Origin of the sequence: Candidatus Alistipes pullistercoris, assembly GCF_027665465.1 — a bacterium.
Lineage (GTDB): Bacteria > Bacteroidota > Bacteroidia > Bacteroidales > Rikenellaceae > Alistipes_A > Alistipes_A hominis.
This window is the reverse complement of the sequence record NZ_JAQDED010000005.1, coordinates 86,441-108,492: the sequence shown is the minus strand read 5'-3', so window position 1 is coordinate 108,492 and position 22,052 is coordinate 86,441. Positions and strand designations below refer to the sequence as shown.

Below are 22,052 nucleotides of genomic sequence, written 5' to 3'. Positions count from 1 at the left end.
AACCGAACGCCATAAAACCGAACAGCCATGCTGAACAAAGAACAAACCGACTTCCTGCTGGTAAATGCCTATAATGCCGCGATCCGCGCCGGGGCGCGCATCATCGACATCTATACCGGGGACGCCGATTTCGCCGTGGATATCAAAAGCGACCACACCCCGATCACGATAGCCGACCGGGATGCGCACGAACTGATCAAGAAATACCTGAGCCAGACCCGCGTCCCGCTATTGAGCGAAGAGGGGCGCGACCTGCTGTACGAAGAGCGGCGCAACTGGGATCTGTTTTGGATGGTCGACCCGCTGGACGGCACCAAGGAATTTCTGAAAGGCAACGGAGAATTCACCGTCAACATCGCGCTGATGCACAACAACGAACCGTACATCGGGGTGATCTACGTTCCGTATATCCATAAAATTTACTTCGCGCTGAAAGGAGCCGGATGCTACCTGAAAACCGACGTAGAGCCCGACCACGAAGCGTTGTTCGACCTGCCGCAAATCTGGAGCGATACGACCCGGCTGCCGCTGTGCGACAAAGCCAACGAACCGATCCGCATCGCCGTAAGCCGTTCGCACAATACCGACGAAACGTTCGAACACATCGCCCGGATCAAAGCGGTTCATCCGGCGGCCGAGATCGTCGAGCAGGGCAGTTCGTTCAAATTCTGCCTGCTGGCCGAAGGTACCGTCGAAATTTACGTCCGCACGTCGAACACCTACGAATGGGATACGGCCGCCGGAGAGATCATTCTCAGCGAAGCGGGCGGGGTCGTCGAACCGTTCGACGGGGGCGCGGGATTGCAATACAACAAGATCTCGCTGCACAATCCGCATTTCGTATGCCGCAGCAAATATTTCAGGTAATCTTCCGGAATTTTAGACCGGGAACGTTCCGTTTCGGCCGAACTTTTAGTACCTTTGCGCCGTAATGTATTATTATAATGGTTATGGAAAACAGAAAGAGCGTGGCCCTGGTCGCTCATGACAACATGAAGCGCGACCTGGCCGAATGGGTGGACTGGAACTGGGAGGTTTTGCTGAAACATCATCTGATCTGCACCGGAACGACCGGGAAAATGGTCGAACGGACGTTGCGCGACCGGCGCGGCAAAGAGTTCGATGAGGAAGCGGTCGATATCGTACTGCTGAAATCGGGTCCGCTGGGCGGCGATCAGCAGTTGGGCGCGATGATTGCCGAAGGCAAGGTCGAAGCGGTGATCTTCTTCTGGGATCCGATGCAGGCCCAGCCCCACGACGTGGACGTAAAAGCGCTGCTGCGTCTGGCGACGCTGTACAACGTGCCCACGGCGATCAACCGTTCGACGGCCGATTTCCTGATCTCGTCGCCGCTGTTCGGCAGCAACTACTGCCCGGTGGTGAAAGATTACAAAAGTTATATCGAACGGACGCTGAATCAATAGTTCGGTGTTTCGACCACATACTGCGAACGACGACATTCCTGCTGCAGGTTGTCGTCGTTCGCCGATCATGACAAACCTAAACCAACACGCATAACCCGACCATGAAAAAATTGTTACTGTCGCTTACCTTGCTGTGCGCTTCGCTGGCATACGGACAACGCGACCCGAAAATGGACGCATTCATCGACGACCTGATGAGCAAAATGACCCTCGACGAAAAACTGGGGCAGTTGAACCTCGCTTCCGGGGGCGTTCCGGGCGTCGTAGGCGCCGCCGTAGGCCAGGACGAAGCGATCCGCAAAGGATATCTCAGCGCAACCGGCGGCATGGACCCCGCCGCGACGCAAAAAGCGCAGGAGATCGCCGTCAAGGAGTCGCGGCTCGGCATTCCGCTGCTGATCGGTCTCGACGTGATCCACGGCTATAAAACCATATTTCCGATCCCGCTGGCCATCTCGTGCAGTTGGAATCCGGAACTGATCCGAAAAAGCGCTCGGATCGCTGCCGAAGAGGCTTCGGCTTTCGGCATCAACTGGTTCTACTCGCCGATGGTCGATATCGCCCGCGACGCCCGTTGGGGCCGAATCGCCGAAGGTTCCGGCGAAGATCCGTGGTGGGGGTCGGAAATAGCCAAGGCGATGGTAAAAGGATACCAGGGCGACGACCTGTCGGCGCCGAACACCGTGATGGCCTGCGTCAAGCACTACGCGCTGTACGGCGCATCGGAAGCCGGACGGGATTACAACACGGTGGACATGAGCCGCGTAGCAATGTACAATTATTACCTGCCGCCGTACAAGGCGGCAGCCGAAGCCGGCGCAGGCAGCTTCATGTCGTCGTTCAACGTCGTAGACGGAATTCCGGCGACCGGCAACCGCTGGCTGCTGACCGACGTACTGCGCGACCAATGGAAATTCGACGGGTTCGTGGTTTCGGACGCCGGATCGGTCGGCGAAATGACCGCCCACGGCATGGGAGACCTACAGCAGGTCGCGGCGCTGGCGCTGAAAGCCGGGCTCGACATGGACATGGGCGCGAACGCTTTTATCTGGACGCTGAAAAAATCGCTTGACGAAGGGAAGGTAACCCGGCAGGAGATCGACCAGGCGTGCCGCCGCATCCTCGAAGCCAAATACAAACTGGGACTGTTCGACAACCCGTACCAGTACACCGATCCCGAACGCCAGAAAAAGGCCCTGTCGCCCGAATATTTGCAAACGGCGCGCGAACTGGCCGGAGAGTCGATCGTGCTGCTGAAAAACGACCGGCAAATCCTGCCGCTGCAAAAAACCGGCAAGATCGCCGTGATCGGCCCGATGGGCAACACGCGCGGCGAACTGTTCGGCACCTGGGTCATGCTGCGCGAAGAAGCCCCGGCACGCAGCATTTTCGAAGCCGTCAAAGAGGTCGTCGGCGACCGGGCCGAAGTGGTCTATGCACAGGGATCGAACCTGACCGAGGAACCGATGCTGCTGGCTCAGACCGGGAAAAACACGACGCCGACCGAAACGTTGATCGAACAGGCGCTCGAAACGGCCAAAGACGCCGACGTGATCGTCGCCACGGTCGGCGAACCGAGCGGCTGGTCGGGCGAAGCGCGCTCGCGCTCGGACATCGGACTTCCGGAATGCCAGAAAGCGTTGCTCAAAGCGCTGCACGATACAGGTAAACCGGTCGTCGTGGCGATCATGAGCGGACGCCCGCTGACCCTGTCGTGGGAGAACGAACGGTTCGACGCGATTCTCGAAGCCTGGCACGGCGGAACGATGGCCGGCTACGCGCTGGCCGACGTACTGTTCGGCGACCGCGTACCGTCGGGCAAACTGACCGCGACCTTCCCGCAGAGCGTAGGCCAACTCCCGCTGTACTACAACTCGCTGAATACCGGACGGCCGTACCGCGCCGACTTCTGGGCGACGACCAAATACCTCGACATTACGAACGATCCGGTCTATCCGTTCGGATACGGGCTGAGCTACACGACGTTCGATTACAGCGACATCCAGCTCGACCGGGCGGTCGCTTCGGGCGGTAGCGGGACGATAAACGCCACGGTCAAAGTAACCAACACCGGCACCCGCACGGGCGACGAAATCGTCCAGCTCTACATCGGCGATCCGGTGGCCAGCATCTCGCGACCGGTCAGGGAACTGAAAAACTTCCGCCGGATCACGCTGAAACCCGGCGAAACGCAGGGCGTAACGTTCCGCATCACAACTGCCGACTTGAAATTCTACAACAGCGAACTGGAGCACGTCTGGGAACCCGGAGAGTTCAACGTCTGCATCGGTCCGAACTCCCGCGACGTCAAGACGGCCAAAATAAACTGGACAAAATAGCCCTTCCCCGAATGGATCTGCGCAAAGACATCCGGCGTTTACAAAAACGCTATTTCAGGCATTTTCCCGAAGAAAAAGCCGAAACCGGGCCGTTCACGGAATTCGTCGCCCGGTTCGACGGGGAATCGCTGTACGACCGCAAAAACTTCGCCGGCCATATCACCGCCGGCGGCGTGATCGTCAGTCGGGCGAGCCGCCGGGTACTGCTGCTCAAACACCGCCAACTCGGCAAATGGTTGCAACCCGGCGGACACGTCGAAGCGGCGGACGACTCGGTGCTGGACGCCGCCTACCGCGAGATTGCCGAAGAGACGGGCATCCGCAGCGAACAACTGACGCCGCTGACGTTTCCGGGCGAAACGGCGCTGCCGCTGGACATGGACTCGCACTACATCCCCGCTTGCGCTGCGAAAAACGAAGCGGAACACACGCACCACGACATGCGGTTCGTCTTCCTGTTCGACGGCGACGACGACCGGGTGATGATCGACCGGAACGAATCCGACGCTTTCCGCTGGGTCTCTCTCGACGAACTGGCCGCCATTCCCGACTTCCGCGACCTGGCGCCGCGAATCGAAACGCTGCTCGGCGAAGCGGATGCAAAATAACCGGCGACGGCCGAGAGAAAGACGATTTCATAACAAAAACGAAAGGAGGCGGTTTGCGAACCGCCTCCTTTCGTCTGATATCCGCACTACTCCGCTTCCCGTCGTTTCAAGAAAGGCATCTTCACGACCCGGGCCCGAACGGGCTTATTGCGGATCACCACGTCGATATCCGTACCCGGAGCGGCGAAAGCGCTCTGCACGTACCCCATGCCGATCCCTTTTTTCAGCGTCGGCGACATCGTTCCGGAAGTCACCGCCCCGATCGTCCGCCCGTCCGGAGCCGCAAGCGCGTAACCGTGCCGGGGAATCCCCCGTTCGGTCAGTTCGAAACCGACCAGACGCCGTTCCGTCCCCTCCTTTTTCTGGACTTCGAACAGCGGCCGGTCGATGAAGTCGTTGCCGTCGACCGGCTTCGTAATCCAGCCGAGGCCGGCCTCGACCGGCGAAGTCGTATCGTCGATGTCGTTCCCGTAAAGGCAGAAACCCATCTCCAGGCGCAGCGTATCGCGGGCACCGAGACCGATATTCTGCAAACCGTACTCCGCGCCCGCACGCCACAAAGCATCCCACAACCGGGGAGCGTCCTTCGCCGCCACATAAATTTCACACCCTCCGGCGCCGGTATAGCCCGTCGCGGAAAGAATCGCATTCCCGATGCCGGCCACCTCGGTCTTTACGAACGTATAATATTCGAGATTCTCGACCCGTTCCGGACACAACCGCTGCACGATCCGCATCGCCAGCGGCCCCTGCACGGCGAGCTGCGCGATCTCGTCCGAAGCGTCGTAAAGCTCCCTCCCGGGCCGCATTTCGAATTTTTCGCCCTGTGCGACCAGGTGCGACCAGTCTTTGCCGACGTTCGACGCATTGACCACCAACAGAAATGTCCCGGCGTCGATCCGGTAAATCAGAATGTCGTCCACGATTCCCCCGCGACCGTTCGGCAGACAGGAATACTGTACCTTCCCGTCACGCAGCGCGCGGATGTCGTTCGTCGTAACGTATTGCAGGAATTCCGCGGCACGGGGCCCTTTGACCCAGATCTCCCCCATATGGCTCACATCGAAAACGCCGGCCCGTTCACGCACGGCCGCATGTTCGTCGTTGATTCCGGTGAATTCGATCGGCATGTGGTAGCCGGCGAATTCGGCCATCCGGGCGCCATTCTCAACATGATAGCGGGTAAAAGGAGTGGTTTTCATAGATCGGTTGCATTTTTTTTGCGAAAATACGCCAATTTATCCTAATTTTATACCGGATTTCTAAATTCGACGGAAAACGTATGCTGCTGAAAGTCGCGATCATCGTTCTGATCATCTACATCATCGTCGTGACCCGCTCGCGGATCCGGCTGCCGAACCCCGCGTTGCAGGCGACGGTCGACGTGTTGCAGGCCGCCACGCTGAAAGACGAGCACGTGATGCAGATGGCCCGCAAATACATCGACTATGCCGACGCGCAAAACGCGCTGCTGCCGATAGACGATCCCTACGCGGAACGCCTCGATCGACTGACGTCGCGCTACGTAGCCGTTAACGGCGTTCCGCTGAATTTCCGCGTCTACAAAACCGCGCAAATCAACGCCTTCGCAACGGCCGACGGCAGTATCCGCATTTTCTCCGGGCTGATGGATCTGATGAACGACGACGAACTGATGGCGATCGTCGGTCACGAAATGGGACATATCCGCAACAGCGACACGCTGAGCGCCATGCGCAAGGCCTACCTGACTTCGGCGGCCCGGAATGCGCTGGGCGCGACGGGCGGCGTGATCGGTTCGCTGAGCAGTTCGCAATGGGGATCGCTCGCCGAGAAACTGGCCGGATCGCAATTCTCACAGGGACAAGAGTACGCGGCCGACGATTTCAGTTTCGGTTTTTTGCAGCGCAACGGCTACGACCCGTATGCGATGGCCAGCGCCCTCGAAAAAATCCATCGCACCTCGCAGCGGAAAGACGGACAGGCCGACGCAGTACTGCAGTTGTTTTCGACGCATCCCGACAGTTTCAGCCGCGCCGCTCGGATGCGGGCCAAAGCCGATGCGGCGAAAGCCCTGCCTGCCGCCTGAGAATCGTACCGGGCGAAAAAACATTTCATTAATTGGCTTTTTTATCGTACCTTTGCGACGCAAAAAGAGGCCGGACAGCCTTATGCCGAACCCTTTCATTCCGAACGGTTTGCCGATTACAGACTACCGCCGCGAACGGGCGACGCCGGACGATCCTGCCGGACTTCGACGATTATTCTTAATTTTTTTTAATATAAATCGCTATGGCTTATAGAATGATTCTCAACGAGACCTCCTATTTCGGGGCAGGCTCAAGAAAAGTGATCGCAGAAGAGGTCGCAAAACGCGGCTACAAAAAAGCGTTGGTCGTAACCGACAAAGACCTGGTGAAATTCGGCGTGGCCGCACAGGTGACCGACGTACTGAAAGCCGCCGGCATTCCGTTCGAAATGTTCGACGAAGTGAAACCGAACCCGACCGTAAAGAACGTGAAAAACGGGATCGCGGCATTCAAAGCCGCCGGCGCCGACTTTATCGTAGCTATCGGGGGCGGTTCGTCGATGGACACTTCGAAAGCGGTCGGAATCATCATCAACAACCCGGAATTCGCGGACGTGACTTCGCTGGAAGGCGTCGCCAATACGAAAAAGAAATCGGTTCCGGTAATCGCGCTGCCCACCACCGCAGGCACCGCCGCCGAAGTGACGATCAACTACGTCATCACCGACGAAGAAAACGTGAAGAAAATGGTCTGCGTAGACCCGAACGACATCCCGACGCTGGCGATCATCGACCCCGAACTGATGCTGTCGATGCCGCGCGGACTGACCGCCGCGACCGGTATGGACGCGCTGACCCATGCGATCGAGGGACTGATCACGCTCGGCGCCTGGGAAATGAGCGACATGTTCGAGATCAAAGCGATCGAAATGATCGCCAAATGGCTGCCCAAAGCCGTCGAGAATCCGTCCGACATCGAAGCCCGCGACGGCATGGCTACCGCGCAGTACATCGCCGGCATGGCCTTCTCGAACGTCGGCCTCGGCCTGGTGCACGGCATGGCGCACCCGCTGGGAGCTTACTACGACATTCCGCACGGCGTGGCCAACGCGCTGCTGCTGCCGTTCGTGATGGAGTACAACAAGGAAGCCGCCAAAGCCAAATACCGCACGATCGCCGAAGCGATGGGCGTCGACACCTCCGCCATGGATGACGACCAGGCCGCACAAGCTGCCGTAGACGCAGTGAAAGCGCTGGCCGTCAAAGTACGCATCCCGCAGCACCTCAGCGAACTGGGCGTACCCGAAAGCGGTCTTCCGACGCTGGCTCAGGCCGCTTTCAACGACGTTTGCACGCCGGGCAACCCGCGCAAGGCCGTAGTCGAAGAGATCCTCGAAGTGTACAAAAAAGCGTTTTAGCTTTTTCACGGCATAATTAAACCCGAAAGCGCTCCGTTTCGTAAGAGACGGGGCGCTTTCATCTTGTTGCCGGCAAGCGCTATCCCGCCGGAAATTGTTATATTTGCAACGTGCAACGCAAACATGGAAAAGAAACCGATGGAACCGCAGCGTAAAGCCCTCGAAAAAGGCCCGGAAACGGGCCGCAAAGCGAAAAAAAACGTACCGCGCCGATTGATCAAACTGTTCGCCGTACTGACCGGTTCGCTGTTGCTGCTCATCGCGCTGTTGCTCGGAGCCGTAGCGCTGATCCTGACCCCGTCGCGGTTAACGCCGCTGGTGAACGAATACAGCAGTCGCTATCTGGACGCGCAGGTACGGTTCGACACCGTCACGCTGTCCGTATTCGAGAACTTCCCAAACGTCAGCGTCAAACTTTCCGGCGGCGAGATCATTTCGCACGCTTTCGCCGGATTGCCCGACTCGCTGAGAACCCGGATTCCGGCGGCGGCCGACACGCTGCTGAAATTCGACGAATTTTCGGTTTCGCTGAACCTGCCGCAACTGCTGGCCTCGCGCATTTCGATCCGCCGGATCGCCCTGACGCGGCCGAGAGTCTATGCCTACGTTTCCCCGTGGGGCAAAGCCAACTGGGAAATCTTCGCGGCGGACACAACGGCCGGCGACTCCACGGAGCAGGGCGGCGACCTATACCTGAACATCGCCGGCCTGGACATTCGCAACAGCGGACGAATCGTGTACGACAGCAAGCCCGACAAGCTGTACGCTACGGTCGACCTGGAGCACCTGCGGCTTAAAAACACGTTCCGCCACGACTACAAAATCGACCTGAGCTCCGTGAACAGCGTCCGGCTCGATACGCTGGACGCCTGCAGCAGCCTGCCGGTCGCCCTGAAAGGCGGTTTCACGTTCAATCCGAAACATCCCGAAACGATCGCGCTCGATAAACTGAACCTGCAACTGGGAGACATCCCGATAGGATTCGACGGCCGCGTGTCGATCGCCCGGGACAGCATCGTTTCCGAACTGCAGTGCACGATCCGGCCGCTGGCGCTCGAACGGGCGATCACCCTCGTTCCGCCGCAACTGATGCCGATGCTCCGGGCATTCGACACCAACCTCGCCTTCGACCTGCATACCCGGATCGACGGCAGCTACCGGTTCAGCGACGGACGCCTGCCACGGATCGACCTCGACGTCACGACCAACGACGGATACCTCTCCTACAAAAACGCGAAGGCGCGGATCGACCGGTTCGGGATCGACGCTTCGCTGCGCTACGATCCGCAACGGCCGGACTCGACCGGCGCGGTATTCCGCAAACTGGACATCGCCGGATCGGGCATCCGGCTGCACGGCAGCGGCTCGGTGTGGAACGCGATGCGCGATCCGGCCGTGCGGATGAAACTGACCGGAGCCGTCTACCTGGACACGCTGTCGATCCTGTTCCCGTCGAAACAGGACATCGCCGTACGCGGACGGCTCGGACTGAATACCGACGCTTCGTTCCGGATCAGTCAGCTTCAGATCGGAAAGATCGGCAAAACACGGGTAGAGGGCACCATTACGCTCGACAGCCTACTGGTCGATATCCCCCGCGATACGATTTTCATGATGGTCGGCGGCGGGATGATCCATTTCGGGTCGGACCGCAACCGGCAAGACTCGCTGATCGGGAAAGATGCCGAGATGCTGCACACGACCGTCAAAGCCGACACGTTAAACCTCCGCATGAAACGGCAGTGGGTGCTGCTCGGATCGGCCGTATCGGCGTCGGCCCACAGCGCAGCATCGACGCTGAGCGGCGACACGACCGTCGTACATCCGCTGAACGGCCGCGTCGAGGCGCGTATGCTCGCGATGGCGGCATTCGACTCCACCTGGATTCGTCTGGACGGTATGCAAAGCAATTTCAGCATTGTTCCTTCTGAAAAAAATCCGGCGGTGCCGCTGCTTCAATTGGGATTCGACGCACGGGCGATGCAGGCGAAAAGCGCCGTCAACCGCTACGATCTGCAAAACGGGCATGTCGATTTCCGAGCGACGCTGGTTCCGAACCGAATGGACTCGGCTCGGCGGCGGCAACTGCTCGATTCGCTGCAACAGGCCTATCCGTCCGTCGCGCGCGATTCGCTGTTCGCGTACCACCGTTCCCGAACGCAGATGCGAAGCCGTTCGCGCAAAGACGACTTTTCGGGCTCCGACCTCGATCTGTCGCTCGACAAAAGCGCGGCGGAGATGTTGCGCCGATGGGACGCCAGCGGATCGGTAAAAGCCGCTTCGGGACGGCTGCTGACCCCCTACTTTCCGCTGACCAACACGCTGCAAAACGTCGATATTGCCTTTACGACCGATGCCGTCAAATTGAAAAACACACAGATTCAATCCGGACAGTCGTCGCTCGAACTGACCGGCGAAATCTCGAACCTGCGCCGCGTACTACTCGGACGGGGACAGTTGAAGATCAAAATGAACATCGAATCGGATACGCTGAACTTCAACGAACTGATCCATGCCGCGACCGTCGGCGCACAATACGAAAACGCTTCGGAAACCTACCAGAGATCGGTCGCCGAAGCCGAGAACAGCGAACAATTGCAACAGGTGATCGCCGAACAAAGCGGCGTGGACGACACCACCGCAGCGAGTCCGCTGATCGTGATCCCGTCGAATGTCGATGCGCAGATCGACCTGTGCACGCACTACGGCATCTATACGAATCTGCGCCTGAACTCGCTGGCAGCCGAACTGATCGCCCGCGACCGCTGCCTCCAGATCAAAGACATGAAAGCCGAAACCGACGCCGGCAGCATGAACCTGACGGCACTGTACGCGACCCGCAGCCGGGACGACATCATCACCGGGTTCGACTTGGAACTGACCCGGATGAAAGTCGACCGGCTGATCAGCTTGATTCCGGAAGTCGACTCGATGCTGCCGATGCTGCGGTCGTTCGAAGGCGTCGTGGACTGCCAGATCGCGGCGACCGCGGCCGTCGACACGATGATGAACATCGACCTGTCGACGCTGAACGCCGCATGCAGCATCCACGGCGAGAACATGGTGCTGCTCGACGGCGAGACCTTTACCGAGATCGCCAAAATGATGCATTTCAAGAACAAGCAACGCAACTTGATCGACCGCATTTCGGTCAATATGTTGGTGCGCAACAACCAGATCGAGCTGTTCCCGTTCATCATCGAGATGGACCGCTACAAAGCCGCCGTCAGCGGCGTGCAGAAACTCGACATGAGTTTCAACTACCATATATCGGTGCTCAAATCACCGATCCCGTTCCGCCTCGGCATCAATATTTTCGGCACGCTCGACAAATTCAAATTCCGGCTGGGCCGGGCGCGCTACCGCAGCGAGAATATCCCGTCGTACGTCGGACTGATCGACACGACGCGCGTCAACCTGCGGCATACGATCACCGACATCTTCCACAAGGGGATCGAAGCCGCATCGCTCAGCGGGATGAAGATCACGCCGGCCGCCGATTCGCTGACCGTAAATACCGACAGCGAAGCGCTGTCGAAGGCGGACAGTCTCGAATTGCAACGCCAGGGCATCCTACCGGGAATCGACTCCTCGGAAAACGGAACCGACAGCACGGCTGTTCGACAAAAACCGGACACGGCCGTTTCGGAAACGACACCGCCGACGATAACTCCCGCCGAAACGAAAACGTCCGGACGGAAAGAACAGCGCGCCCTACTGAGACAACAAAAGCGGGAACGCAAAAAAGCGAAAACGAACAATTAAAAAAACAACGATATGGCAAAAATTTTCTGCTTACTCGCCTTGTGCTGCCTGGCAGGAGCGTGCGGCTCCGGAAACGAAAAAAAACAGACTACGGCATCCAAAAATTTCCAAATGATCGAAGTTCCCAGTATCCTGGACAACCCGGACGACCGGGCCGCATACATCGGCAAAAATTACTGGCGGAATTTCGATTTCACGGATACCTCGCTGATCGGCAAACCGGAAACAACGGAACAGGCTTTTGCCGATTACGTCCACATCATCGAACACATGAACGCCGAAACCGCCGCCGCATCAATCAAAACCACGCTGTCGAAAGCGGAAGCGGATACGGCAATGTACGCCCATTTTTTAGACCTATTCGAGAAATACCTCTATGATCCGAACTCCCCGATGCGCAACGAAACGCTCTATATCACCGTTCTACGGGTTGCTATCGGCTCTCCGAAAACGTCCGAAGCGGAAAAGACACGCATGCGTTACCGCCTCGACCTGGCTCAGCGGAACCGTCCGGAAATGCCTGCGACGGATTTCGCCTACACGCTGGCTTCAGGAAAGACCGGCACGCTGTACGACATCGACGCCGAATACCTGATCCTGTTCTTCAATAATCCCGGCTGCCATGCGTGCCAAGAGACGATCGACCAGATCAACGATTCGGAAACGGTTCGTAAAATGATCGGGGACAAACGGCTGAAAGTGCTGTCGATGTATCCGGATGAAGACATGAAAGCATGGAAAGAATACCTTCCGACGCTTCCGACGCATTGGCTGAACGGCTACGACGCTTCGCAGCAGATCAAGAACGAAGAACTGTACGACCTGCGCGCCATCCCGACCCTTTACCTGATCGACCGGAAAAAGTTCGTAATCCTGAAAGACGCTCCGTTCGGAGAAATCGAACATTACCTGACACAAAAAGCCGAAAAGTAGTTACACTTTCCGGCTCCGGATATTTTTCTTCTTCAAACCATGCCGAAAACCGGCGGTCAGGACACGCACAGAATCAATAACTGGGCCGTCAGGATGCGCAGGAACATAGTCAGCGGGTAAACGGTCGCATACCCCACCGACGGCATATCGTTGCCGGCCACGCCGTTCGAGTAGGCCAACGCAGGAGGATCGGTCATCGCCCCGGCAGACACGCCCATCAGCGTATAATAATTGACCTTAAGCACCTTCCGGGCAATGATCCCGACGATCAGCAACGGCAGTACCGTGATGATGAAGCCGTAACCGATCCAATGATAGCCCTCCTCGTACAGCACCGTGTGGACGAATCCTTCGCCGGCCCCCAGGCCGACGCAGGCGAGAAACAGCGCAATCCCGATCTCGCGCAGCATCAGGTTGGCGCTCATCGTCGTATAGGTCACCAGCTTATAGTGCGGCCCGAAACGGCTGATCAGAATCGAAACGACCAGCGGACCTCCCGCCAGCCCCAATTTGACCGGCTGCGGAATGCCGGGAAACATGATCGGCACGCTACCGAGCACGACCCCGAGGAAAATCCCGACGAAAATCGGAATCAGATTCGGTTCGTTCAGCCGCCGCATCGAGTTGCCGAGTATTTTCGAAACGGCATTGATCGCCGACTCGCTGCCCACGACGGTCAGCCGGTCGCCCATCTGAAGCTGCAAATTATGGTTCGGGATCAGATCGACGCCGGCCCGGTTTACCCGCGTCACATTGACGCCGTAACCGCTGCGCAGCCGCAGGGCGCCGATATACTGCCCGTTGAGTTTCGATTTCGTAATCATGATGCGCCGCGAAATCAACTGGTTGTCGAGACGTTCCCACTCGTCTTTGTCCATATCGAGTTTCTCGCCGACGAAATCGGTAATCAATCCCATATCGTCGGTCGTGGTCACGATCAGCGCCTTATCGCCGACCGACAGCGGAGTCTGCGAACCCGCGATGTCGATACGTCCGTCCGGATGCAGTACGCGGGAAATAACGAACTGTCTGTTTATTAGTCGCTTGATCTGCAAAACGGTCTTTCCGTCCAGAAACGGATTCTTCACTTCGACCGAAATACGCACGGCTTCGTGCGCACCGCCCTGTTTGACCGTATAAGCCTTGTCTTCCTCTTCGAAACGGATCCTGAAAATCCAGCGGATGAAGATCATCGACAGGATGATCCCGAGCACGCCGAGCGGATAAGCCACAGCATACCCCATCGCGATATCCGGGGAGTCGATCCCGGTCATGTCGCTGTATGCCTGCTGAGCGGCTCCCAGACCGGGCGTATTGGTCACGGCGCCGGAAAGAATCCCGACCATCGTCGTAATCGGCAGACCGGTAATCAAATAAATCACGTAGGTAATTACGACTCCCAGCAGCACGATCCCGGTAGCCATCAGGTTCAACTGGACGCCTCCCTTCTTAAACGAGGAAAAGAAACTCGGCCCCACCTGCAGCCCGATCGAATAGACGAACAGGATCAATCCGAATTCTTTCAGGAAGTGTAACAGGTGCTCGTTGAGCTGCATCCCGAAATGGCTGAACGTGATCCCGACGAACAGAATCCACGTAACGCCGAGCCGCACCCCGGCAATCTTGATCTTACCCAACGCAACGCCGAGCGAAATCACCACGGCGAGAATCAACACCGAATGAGCGACCCCGCCTCCCCAGAACGCATCGTTCCCGAAAAACAAATTGCGAAAAAATTCCTCCATACCGTCTGTCTGCTACGACCCGAGCATCCCTCCGCAAATTTCGAAAACGCGCCCGGAATCTGAATTTCATTTCGGGTGCGAAGTTAATTAAAATATCCGGCATTTCCCGATGCGAAAAAACAGGAAAAAACCTTTTTTTTTAAAATTATTAAGAAACTTTTTCGCACCCGCCCCATCCGTACCGCCCGAAAATGCGAAGCCGCCAGATCGTCCCGCGCCTGTAAAAACACCGATAAAAATCCGGAATCCATTTCTGCGGTTGTAAAAAACATTCCGCAATGCGGAAAAATAAGACGGTTTTATCTTCCTAAAATCAATTAATTTAGTTTATTTTGTAAAAAATTAGGAAAGTTTTCTTCGGAATCGCACCCCAAAATTCAATAACTCAAATGAAAATGAAAAAATCGATTTTACCCGTATTGCTCGCTGTCGCACTTGCAACGGCTGCCTGTACGTCCAACACGAAACGACAGACGGCTACCCTGAGCGACGATTCGCTGTACACGACTTTCCGGGATCCCGGCCACGAATGGCGGGGCAAACCGTTCTGGTCGTGGAACGGACGGCTCGAAAAAGACGAACTGATCCGCCAGCTTCATATTTTCAAAGAGATGGGTATGGGAGGCGCCTTTTTGCACTCCCGCGTCGGACTGAAGACCGAATACCTCGGGCAAGAGTGGTTCGACCTGACCAACGCCGTGGCCGACGAAGCTGAAAAAATCGGCATGGAAGCGTTTCTGTACGACGAAGACCGCTGGCCTTCGGGCAGCGCCGGCGGCATGGTCACCGAGAATCCGGCCTACCGGATGAATTTCGTGACGCTCTACACGATGCCCGCCGAGGAATTCAAGTGGGACAACGATTCGATCGTCTCGGCATTCGTATGCAAGCTCGACGGGATCGACTACTCGGAACTGGAACGGCTGACCCCCGAATCCGACATGACCCGATACGCCGGGAGAACCGTCCTGAAATTCCAGCACGAAACGGAAAAATGCTCCGACGGCTACAACGGGACCACTTACCTCGACCCGATGAACCGAGAAGCCACCGACCGTTATATCTACCTAACGCACGATCAGTATGAAAAACACTGCGGCGCCCGGCTCGGCGGCAACATCCAGGGGATCTTCACCGACGAACCGCACCGCGGCGGATTGTTCACCTCGCACGAAAGCAAAACCGACGGAGTGACCAGCGGTATCCACCACATTCCGTGGACGCCGAAACTGCCGAAAGAGTATAAAAAGACATACGGAGAAGACCTGACCGCCGAACTGCCGAAAATTTTCCTGCGCGAAAACGGCGAACGGGTCAACGACGCCAAATGGCAATACTGCGACCTGGTACAAACGCTGTTCTTGAAAAACTTCGCCCAACCGCAATACGATTGGTGTACGAAACACAACATGATCTATACCGGCCATGTGCTGCACGAAAACAGTTTCTCGAACCAGGTGACCATGCAGGGTTCGCTGATGCGTTTCTACGAATACCAGCACAACCCGGGCGTCGACATGCTGACCGAGCACGACAACTCCTACTGGGTGGTCAAACAGCTCTCTTCCGCCGCCCGTCAGTTGGACAAAAAATGGCTGCTGTCGGAACTGTACGGCTGCACCGGCTGGCAGTTCAACTTTGCGAACCACAAGGCCGTCGGCGACTGGCAGGCGCTGTTCGGCATCAACGTGCGCTGTCACCACCTGTCGTGGTACACGATGGAAGGCGAGGCCAAACGGGACTACCCGGCCAGCATCTTCTACCAATCCCCCTGGTGGAAAGAATATAAGTACGTCGAAGACTACTTCTCGCGGCTGGGCGTGATGCTGAACCAGGGCGCTCCGGTATGCGATCTGCTGATCGTCAACCCGATCGAAAGCGTAATGAGCCAAGTGAGCGTCAAATCGTTCAACGGCTTGGGCGCATCGGCCCCCGAAATCGTCTCGATGGAGCAGAAATACGCAGACCTGTTCCACTGGCTCGCCGGCGAACGCATCGACTTCGACTACGGCGACGAGGAGATGATGGGACGCCTCAGCAGCGTGGGTAAGGACGCCGAAGGCAATCCCGTTTTCAACGTGGGACACGCCTCCTACCGCACCGTATTGGTAGGAAACATGGAAACGATGCGCGAAACAACCCTGAAAGCACTCCAGAAATTCGAGGAGGCCGGCGGCAAAGTGATTTTCGCCGGCGAAGCGCCTAAATTCGTCAATGCCGTAGCGTCGGAAGCCCCGGCGCAACTGGCCGCGCAGAGCATCCGGATCGATTATGCGCAAAAACCGATCGTAGAGACCGTGAAAAGCCTGATCCGCCCCGTAGTACAGGTGACCGATGCGTCGGGTAACGACATGAAAAACGTCTTCGGTCAGGTGCGTCAGGACGGCGACCGCTACTACGTCGTACTGATGAGCATGGACCGCGGCCGGAAGTTCGATTCGGTAACCGTAACGTTGCCGTTCGCCGGCGAAGTGACGCTGTGGGATTGCAAAACGGGCGACGTATGGAAACAGCCGACCGTAAGCTCCGGAGCCGAAGGATCAAAAATACTCACTTCGTTCGAACCCAACGAGGAGAAAGTTTACACGATCTCGGCCGCATCGCCGGCATTCGCCCGGCAGATGCCGGTAATTACCGAAAAATCGCGGATATCCCTGCCCGACACGTACGATTACACGCTGAACGAACCGAATATCTGCGTACTGGACGTAGCCACTTGGCAGATCGACGAACAGCCGGCGCAACCGCTGACCGAAATCATGAAAATCGATCAAGCGGTACGCAAGCATTTCGACTTGCGTCCCCGTGGCGGAGAGATGGTACAGCCCTGGTATGCGGAAAAAACGGACGGAGTCAACTACCAAAAACCGCTCGGCGTACTGAAAATGCAGTTCCCGTTCGACGTAGCGGTCATGCCTTCCGACACCCTCTTCCTGTGTCTGGAAACGCCCGACCGCTTTACCGCCGTAATCAACGGCCGGAAGCTTTCGATGGAACAATCCGCGGGCTGGTTCATCGACAACAGCATCCGTAAATTCGCCGTCCCGACAAACTACCTCCAGCAGGGCCGGAATACGGTCGAACTAATCGCTAATTTCAGCCGCAACCTCGACCTCGAAGCGCTGTACCTGATCGGCGATTTCGGCGTCGAATTGAAAGGCATTCAGCGGACGCTGACCAAACTACCGGCCAAATTGAAAGTGGGCGATATCGCGACGCAGGGACTTCCGTTCTACTCGGGAGCCGTTTGCTACCAGATCGGCAACCTGCCGAAACCCGCCGCCGGCGAACGCATCATGCTGCAAATGCCGGGCTTCGACGGCGGTTGCATCGAACTGAACAACGACTATGCGCACCAGATCTGCGGATGGGCTCCATACCAAATGGACGTAACCCAGGTGGCCGAAAAAGGCGATGTAGCGCAGTTGAACGTGGTGCTTACGCGCCGCAACACATTCGGCCCGCTGCACGCGCTGCCGGCACGTGCAGGAGCTTACGGCCCGTGGAACTGGCGTACCGAAGGCGGTTCGTTCACAATGGATCAGTACACCCTGCTGCCGGCCGGCCTGACGCAACAGCCGACGCTCGTCATCGACGACGTGAAATAGGCGAACCGGATCGAAAATACGGCAAAGGGGCGGGAGCATTCCTGCCCCTCTGCTTTCGAAAAACGAACCATCAAAAACCACGGTAATGAAACGAATAATCGGAATCATCGCATGGACGGCAACGGCTGTGCTGCTGCTCACGGCGCACGGAGCATCCGCACAGAAAAAACGGCTGCATACCGTCCCATGCAGAAACTACGCCCAGGTCGAAGCGTACTTCCGCTATACGCCCGGATGCGGCACGATCGTCAGCGGACACCGCGGCGGCATGGCGCCGGGATACCCGGAAAACTGCATCGAAACGTTCGAAAATACGCTGAGCCATATGCCGTCGTTCTTCGAGATCGACCCGCAGATGACCCGAGACAGCGTGATCGTGCTGATGCACGACCCGACGATCGACCGCACGACGACCGGCAAAGGAAAAGTATCGGACTATACCTACGAAGAACTGCAACGGTTCAACCTCGTAGACCGCCAGGGCACGGTGACCCCGTATAAAATACCGCGCGTCAGCGATGTGATCCGTTGGAGCCGCGGTAAAACGATCCTGAACTTCGATAAAAAAGAGGTTCCCCGCGACGTGCTGATCCGGCTCGTCAACGAACTGAAAGCCAAAAACGTCATTTACACGGTACACTCGGCCGACGACGCGCGCACCTGCTACGGACTCGATCCGGACGCGCACTTCTCGGCCTGGATCGGCGACATGCGGCAATTCCGCGAATACGAAGCCACCGGGATTCCTTGGTCGCGGTTCATCGCCTACGTGGTCAGCGGTACGATGAAACCCGAACAGCGGGAACTGTACGATGCGCTGCACGCAAAGGGCGTCCGGTGCATGATCTCGGTAGCCCCGACGGTCGACCGGCTGCCGGAAGCGGAAAAACGGAAAGAGGGATACCGGACGGAGATCGCCAAAAATCCGGATATCATCGAAACCGATTATCCGCTCGAACTGATCGGACTGTACTGATCCGGAGACGCCTCGGACAAACGTCGTCCCGCTACCGAAAATAAAAACCGCCCGGATTCGCGCGAATCCGGGCGGTTTTTATTGAATACGACGGCGCGTTATTTCGCTTCGTCCTTGATGCAACGCACAGCCTGTCCGCCGAATATCGGACCGTACATTACCTGTGCACGTTGGTAAGTCGCATTATTGGTCAGCAACATGCTATACGATTGGGCCGTCGTCGCACCGGTCTTATCGTTCAGCTTGAACTGATAACCGGTCGAACCCATAAAGTACCCGAGCGAATTGTAATCGAGATCCTTAGCATTGCTGGCATATTTTCCTTCGGCCTGATCGGTCGTCTTGTTGATCGCGCCGGACAGTACGACGTCGAAACCCGCACCGTTCAGATCGGCCAGCGGGGCTCCTTTCTGCTCAGCCACATAATACTTACCGGGAGCGATTCCTTCCGCTTCGTTGCCGGCTCCCGCAAGGGCGTCCAGTTCCGCTTTGGTCGGAATATGCCACCCTTCCGGGCAAATACCCTGCTTGCCTTCCTGCTGATTCCAGTTCGAGGCGGTTATCTCGCTTACGCCGAACGCCGTAGCATAGTCGTACAGGTAACCCATTTTTTCAACGGACGCAGCGTCGGTAGCCGGTTCTCCGAGGAATCCCGGATACCAAACCCCGTTGCCGTCGGCGGGATCGGACGAAGGAGTCTTTCCGGCAGGCAGGTAGCGCAGATTCTCGGCCATCCACCAGCGGTCGTCGGCCAGCTTAACGATCTTGTAGGTAACGCCGCCGTATTCGAGCGACGGCACTCCCTGCGTAATCGTGTACGTAGCCTCCATCGCCTCCATCAACGGCGAGAATTTCGTCGATACGGTAAGCTCGTAAACGAGGGTTTCCTCGGATTCGTTCGCTCCGATCTTCAGCGTAAAGGTATGATCGCCCTTGCCGCTATCGCCCAGGTCGGCGCCTTCGAACGAACCCGCTACTCCGGTAACTTCCCATTCGGTATTACAAACCAGCTTGGCCTTGAACTCGCCGCCGTCCATCGAAGCGGTCGTATCGGCCGGAACGAATGCGATCGAAATCTTATCCTGTTTTACCGTCAGCACGGCCGTAAGCGCGCTCGAAGCGGCTTTGACCGTAATATTTCCGGTTACGTCGTCGCCGGTTTTCGGGGAAACGAAAAACGACAGCGTGGCATTGCCTTTGCCCGACTCCATGTTCAGCGAACTGATATTCGAACTTTTGGAGGTCACCGTCCATGCGACGTTAGATTCCAATTCGGCCGTATAGGTACCTCCGGCGGGATCGGCGATCACTTCCGCCTCCTTGAACTTGAGCACGGGATCGACCGGATCGTCGTTCTTGTCGTCGCTACAGGCGACGAACAGCAAAGGCAGCACAAAGGCGGCCCATAAATAGATCTTTTTTTTCATAACGCATTTTATTTAGTAAAACATTCATACAATCTCTTCTACTTCTTCTATCGTTCCTTCCGCTCAGAACTGGCAGCCGATCGCCAGCGCGAAAACGCTGCGGTTCCGGCCGGCTACCCAATCCAACTTACCGGCATGAACGCCGCTCCATCCCAGATCTCCGTACACGGGCAGGGCGATCCGGCCCACCGGGCGCGTATAGCGCACTCCGAGCGACAGTTCCCCCCGGGTCGCTGCAAGGTATTCGTATTCGTAATTTCGGTACTCCTCGTTGCCCGCCGCATAGACTCCGGGCTCCATATCCGGCACCGAAGAGGCCGTCTGCCCCTCATCGAGCGGGCTGCCGCCGCCCGTATGACATGCCAGCTCGACGCTGCACTTCAGCCACCCGCGTCCGACCCTGAAATTGCGGTCGGCACCGATATGCACCCGTACATTCTCGACATACTGCGAACGGGTGTACGGAAAAACCAGCGAGCCGATCCCGCTGCGATTGTAGTAGTCCGCACCGGCACGCAGGCTCATCACCGGATTGTAACGGTCGGCCTTCCAGTCGAACTCGTACTCCAGACCGGCATTGACCGCACGCTGGCGGTAAATCTGTCGACTGCCGTAGATAACGGTCTGCACCACCCCGCCGATATTTTCGCTGCGCAGGACATTTTCATTGTTCTTCAGGTTGACGTATCGGAAGTTTCCCCGGATCAGATGGACGTTCCGACGATGCGCGACACTCATTACGCCGCGGTATTCCAGTACATCCGATCCGCTGTGCGTCCAGATCGTCCCCTTCTCCCCCGTCTCGCCCTTACGGTACCGGTAGGTGAACTCGTTGAAAAAACGGAATCCCCTGCTCCGGAAAGCGATCTGTAGCGCAGCGCCCTGCTCGGAATCCTTCATCGGCAGACCCGAGATCCCCGGTTCGTTCAGATGCATACCGTTGCCCGTCCACAGACCCTTCTCGCCGAACCACACGCCTTTGTTGAAAAACATATCGTAATTCTCGCCGGTCGTCCCGATTTGCTCGCACAGCACCCGCTCGGTATTTTTGCGGTACAGGTAATTGGCCCCCAGTTCCACCGCAGCGAAACGATACACAAATCCTGCCGAAAGATTCAGATCCATCATCGTATTGCTGTGGCGCAAATCCTTGCGTTTGGCGTAGTTGTCGGCTTCATAATCGATTCTCAAGCCGCCGGTCAGTTTCTTGGTCAGCAAAAAGCCTACCCCGCCGGACAGGATATACTGCTCCCGCGTCTTTGTCCCGGGCGTAAACTCCACCAGATCGAACGGCCGGTCGCCGGGATTCAGCAGAATCGACCCGGACATATGCTGGCCCCGGAAATAGCGGTACTGCATTTTCCCGTAGAATGAAACTTTCTCGAAACGCCTGAACGACTCGGTCTTAAGCCCGAAATCATAGCTGTCGTCGGATTCCCAGTAATTGATAAAACGACCGTTCTGTTTACCGAAATAAGCCTCGGCATAAGAGACACCCGGAACCGGAACCGCGCCGTGAAGCCCCGCCGCATTGTACGACGTGAGCCACCCGTCGCTGCGCGCAATGTAATCGAAATCGTACAACGGTTTCTCCTTCCTTTCCGCCTGAACGGACGGCCTGAATTTCGGTGATTTTTCACGGCATTTCCGGGTGTCGGACACCGGACATTCCGTTCCACGCCCCCGATGCCTTTTTTGGGCGGATGCCGTAAAACCCACCGCCGTCACCGCCAGCGTCACCGATAAAACCGCTATGTATCTTCGTATCCGTATCATAACTTTCATTTTTTCAAGGCACTCC

14 protein-coding genes are annotated in these 22,052 nt (G+C 57.2%); 10 read left to right on the top strand and 4 right to left on the bottom strand.

Annotated elements, in window-relative coordinates:
• Positions 1-27 precede the first annotated feature (27 nt).
• The 4 genes from cysQ to PGR91_RS08600 all read left to right on the top strand — a co-directional run bounded on the left by cysQ (position 28) and on the right by PGR91_RS08600 (position 4,371).
• On the top strand, positions 28-867 hold the full coding sequence (cysQ, locus tag PGR91_RS08615) for a 3'(2'),5'-bisphosphate nucleotidase CysQ (protein ID WP_055204665.1): 840 nt from the start codon (positions 28-30) through the stop codon (positions 865-867).
• Between the two features lie 83 nt (positions 868-950).
• A complete protein-coding gene (locus tag PGR91_RS08610) occupies positions 951-1,424 on the top strand; it encodes a methylglyoxal synthase (RefSeq protein ID WP_055204663.1) in 474 nt (157 codons plus the stop codon).
• A gap of 101 nt (positions 1,425-1,525) precedes the next feature.
• Complete coding sequence (gene bglX / locus PGR91_RS08605; RefSeq protein ID WP_118655808.1) at positions 1,526-3,763, top strand: beta-glucosidase BglX; 2,238 nt, start codon at positions 1,526-1,528, stop codon at positions 3,761-3,763.
• 11 nt (positions 3,764-3,774) lie between these two features.
• Positions 3,775-4,371 (top strand): NUDIX hydrolase, encoded by a 597-nt coding sequence (locus PGR91_RS08600; RefSeq protein WP_101572490.1) that lies wholly within the window; start codon positions 3,775-3,777, stop codon positions 4,369-4,371.
• A gap of 86 nt (positions 4,372-4,457) precedes the next feature.
• Here the strand turns inward: PGR91_RS08600 and gcvT are convergent, their stop codons facing one another.
• A complete protein-coding gene (gcvT, locus tag PGR91_RS08595; protein ID WP_118655806.1) occupies positions 4,458-5,573 on the bottom strand; it encodes a glycine cleavage system aminomethyltransferase GcvT in 1,116 nt (371 codons plus the stop codon).
• An 80-nt stretch (positions 5,574-5,653) separates the two neighbouring features.
• Between gcvT and PGR91_RS08590 the strand changes: the two genes are divergently transcribed.
• The 4 genes from PGR91_RS08590 to PGR91_RS08575 all read left to right on the top strand — a co-directional run bounded on the left by PGR91_RS08590 (position 5,654) and on the right by PGR91_RS08575 (position 12,495).
• The gene (locus PGR91_RS08590) at positions 5,654-6,439 is read left to right on the top strand and encodes a M48 family metallopeptidase (RefSeq protein ID WP_118655804.1); all 786 of its coding nucleotides are present in this window, start codon (positions 5,654-5,656) and stop codon (positions 6,437-6,439) included.
• Positions 6,440-6,642: 203 nt separating this feature from the next.
• A complete protein-coding gene (gene fucO, locus PGR91_RS08585; protein WP_055204652.1) occupies positions 6,643-7,797 on the top strand; it encodes a lactaldehyde reductase in 1,155 nt (384 codons plus the stop codon).
• A 123-nt stretch (positions 7,798-7,920) separates the two neighbouring features.
• Positions 7,921-11,562: an AsmA-like C-terminal region-containing protein gene (locus tag PGR91_RS08580; protein ID WP_118655802.1), complete on the top strand. Its 3,642-nt coding sequence runs from the start codon at positions 7,921-7,923 to the stop codon at positions 11,560-11,562.
• A 12-nt stretch (positions 11,563-11,574) separates the two neighbouring features.
• The gene (locus tag PGR91_RS08575) at positions 11,575-12,495 is read left to right on the top strand and encodes a DUF5106 domain-containing protein (protein ID WP_101572482.1); all 921 of its coding nucleotides are present in this window, start codon (positions 11,575-11,577) and stop codon (positions 12,493-12,495) included.
• Positions 12,496-12,551: 56 nt separating this feature from the next.
• Here the strand turns inward: PGR91_RS08575 and PGR91_RS08570 are convergent, their stop codons facing one another.
• Entirely contained in the window at positions 12,552-14,240 is a 1,689-nt protein-coding gene (locus tag PGR91_RS08570) for a putative transporter (RefSeq protein WP_101572480.1), read from the bottom strand.
• 395 nt (positions 14,241-14,635) lie between these two features.
• On the opposite strand from PGR91_RS08570, the gene PGR91_RS08565 reads away from it, so the two are divergent.
• Both PGR91_RS08565 and PGR91_RS08560 read left to right on the top strand, forming a co-directional pair.
• On the top strand, positions 14,636-17,848 hold the full coding sequence (locus tag PGR91_RS08565) for a glycosyl hydrolase (RefSeq protein WP_182424207.1): 3,213 nt from the start codon (positions 14,636-14,638) through the stop codon (positions 17,846-17,848).
• Between the two features lie 85 nt (positions 17,849-17,933).
• The gene (locus PGR91_RS08560) at positions 17,934-18,824 is read left to right on the top strand and encodes a glycerophosphodiester phosphodiesterase family protein (RefSeq protein WP_101572476.1); all 891 of its coding nucleotides are present in this window, start codon (positions 17,934-17,936) and stop codon (positions 18,822-18,824) included.
• A gap of 98 nt (positions 18,825-18,922) precedes the next feature.
• On the opposite strand, the gene PGR91_RS08555 is transcribed toward PGR91_RS08560, so the two are convergent.
• Together PGR91_RS08555 and PGR91_RS08550 are read right to left on the bottom strand one after the other, a co-directional pair.
• Positions 18,923-20,251 (bottom strand): FISUMP domain-containing protein, encoded by a 1,329-nt coding sequence (locus PGR91_RS08555; RefSeq protein WP_118655798.1) that lies wholly within the window; start codon positions 20,249-20,251, stop codon positions 18,923-18,925.
• Between the two features lie 63 nt (positions 20,252-20,314).
• Positions 20,315-22,027, bottom strand: a complete 1,713-nt coding sequence (locus PGR91_RS08550; protein WP_182424206.1) for a DUF6850 family outer membrane beta-barrel protein — start codon at positions 22,025-22,027, stop codon at positions 20,315-20,317.
• Positions 22,028-22,052 lie beyond the last annotated feature (25 nt).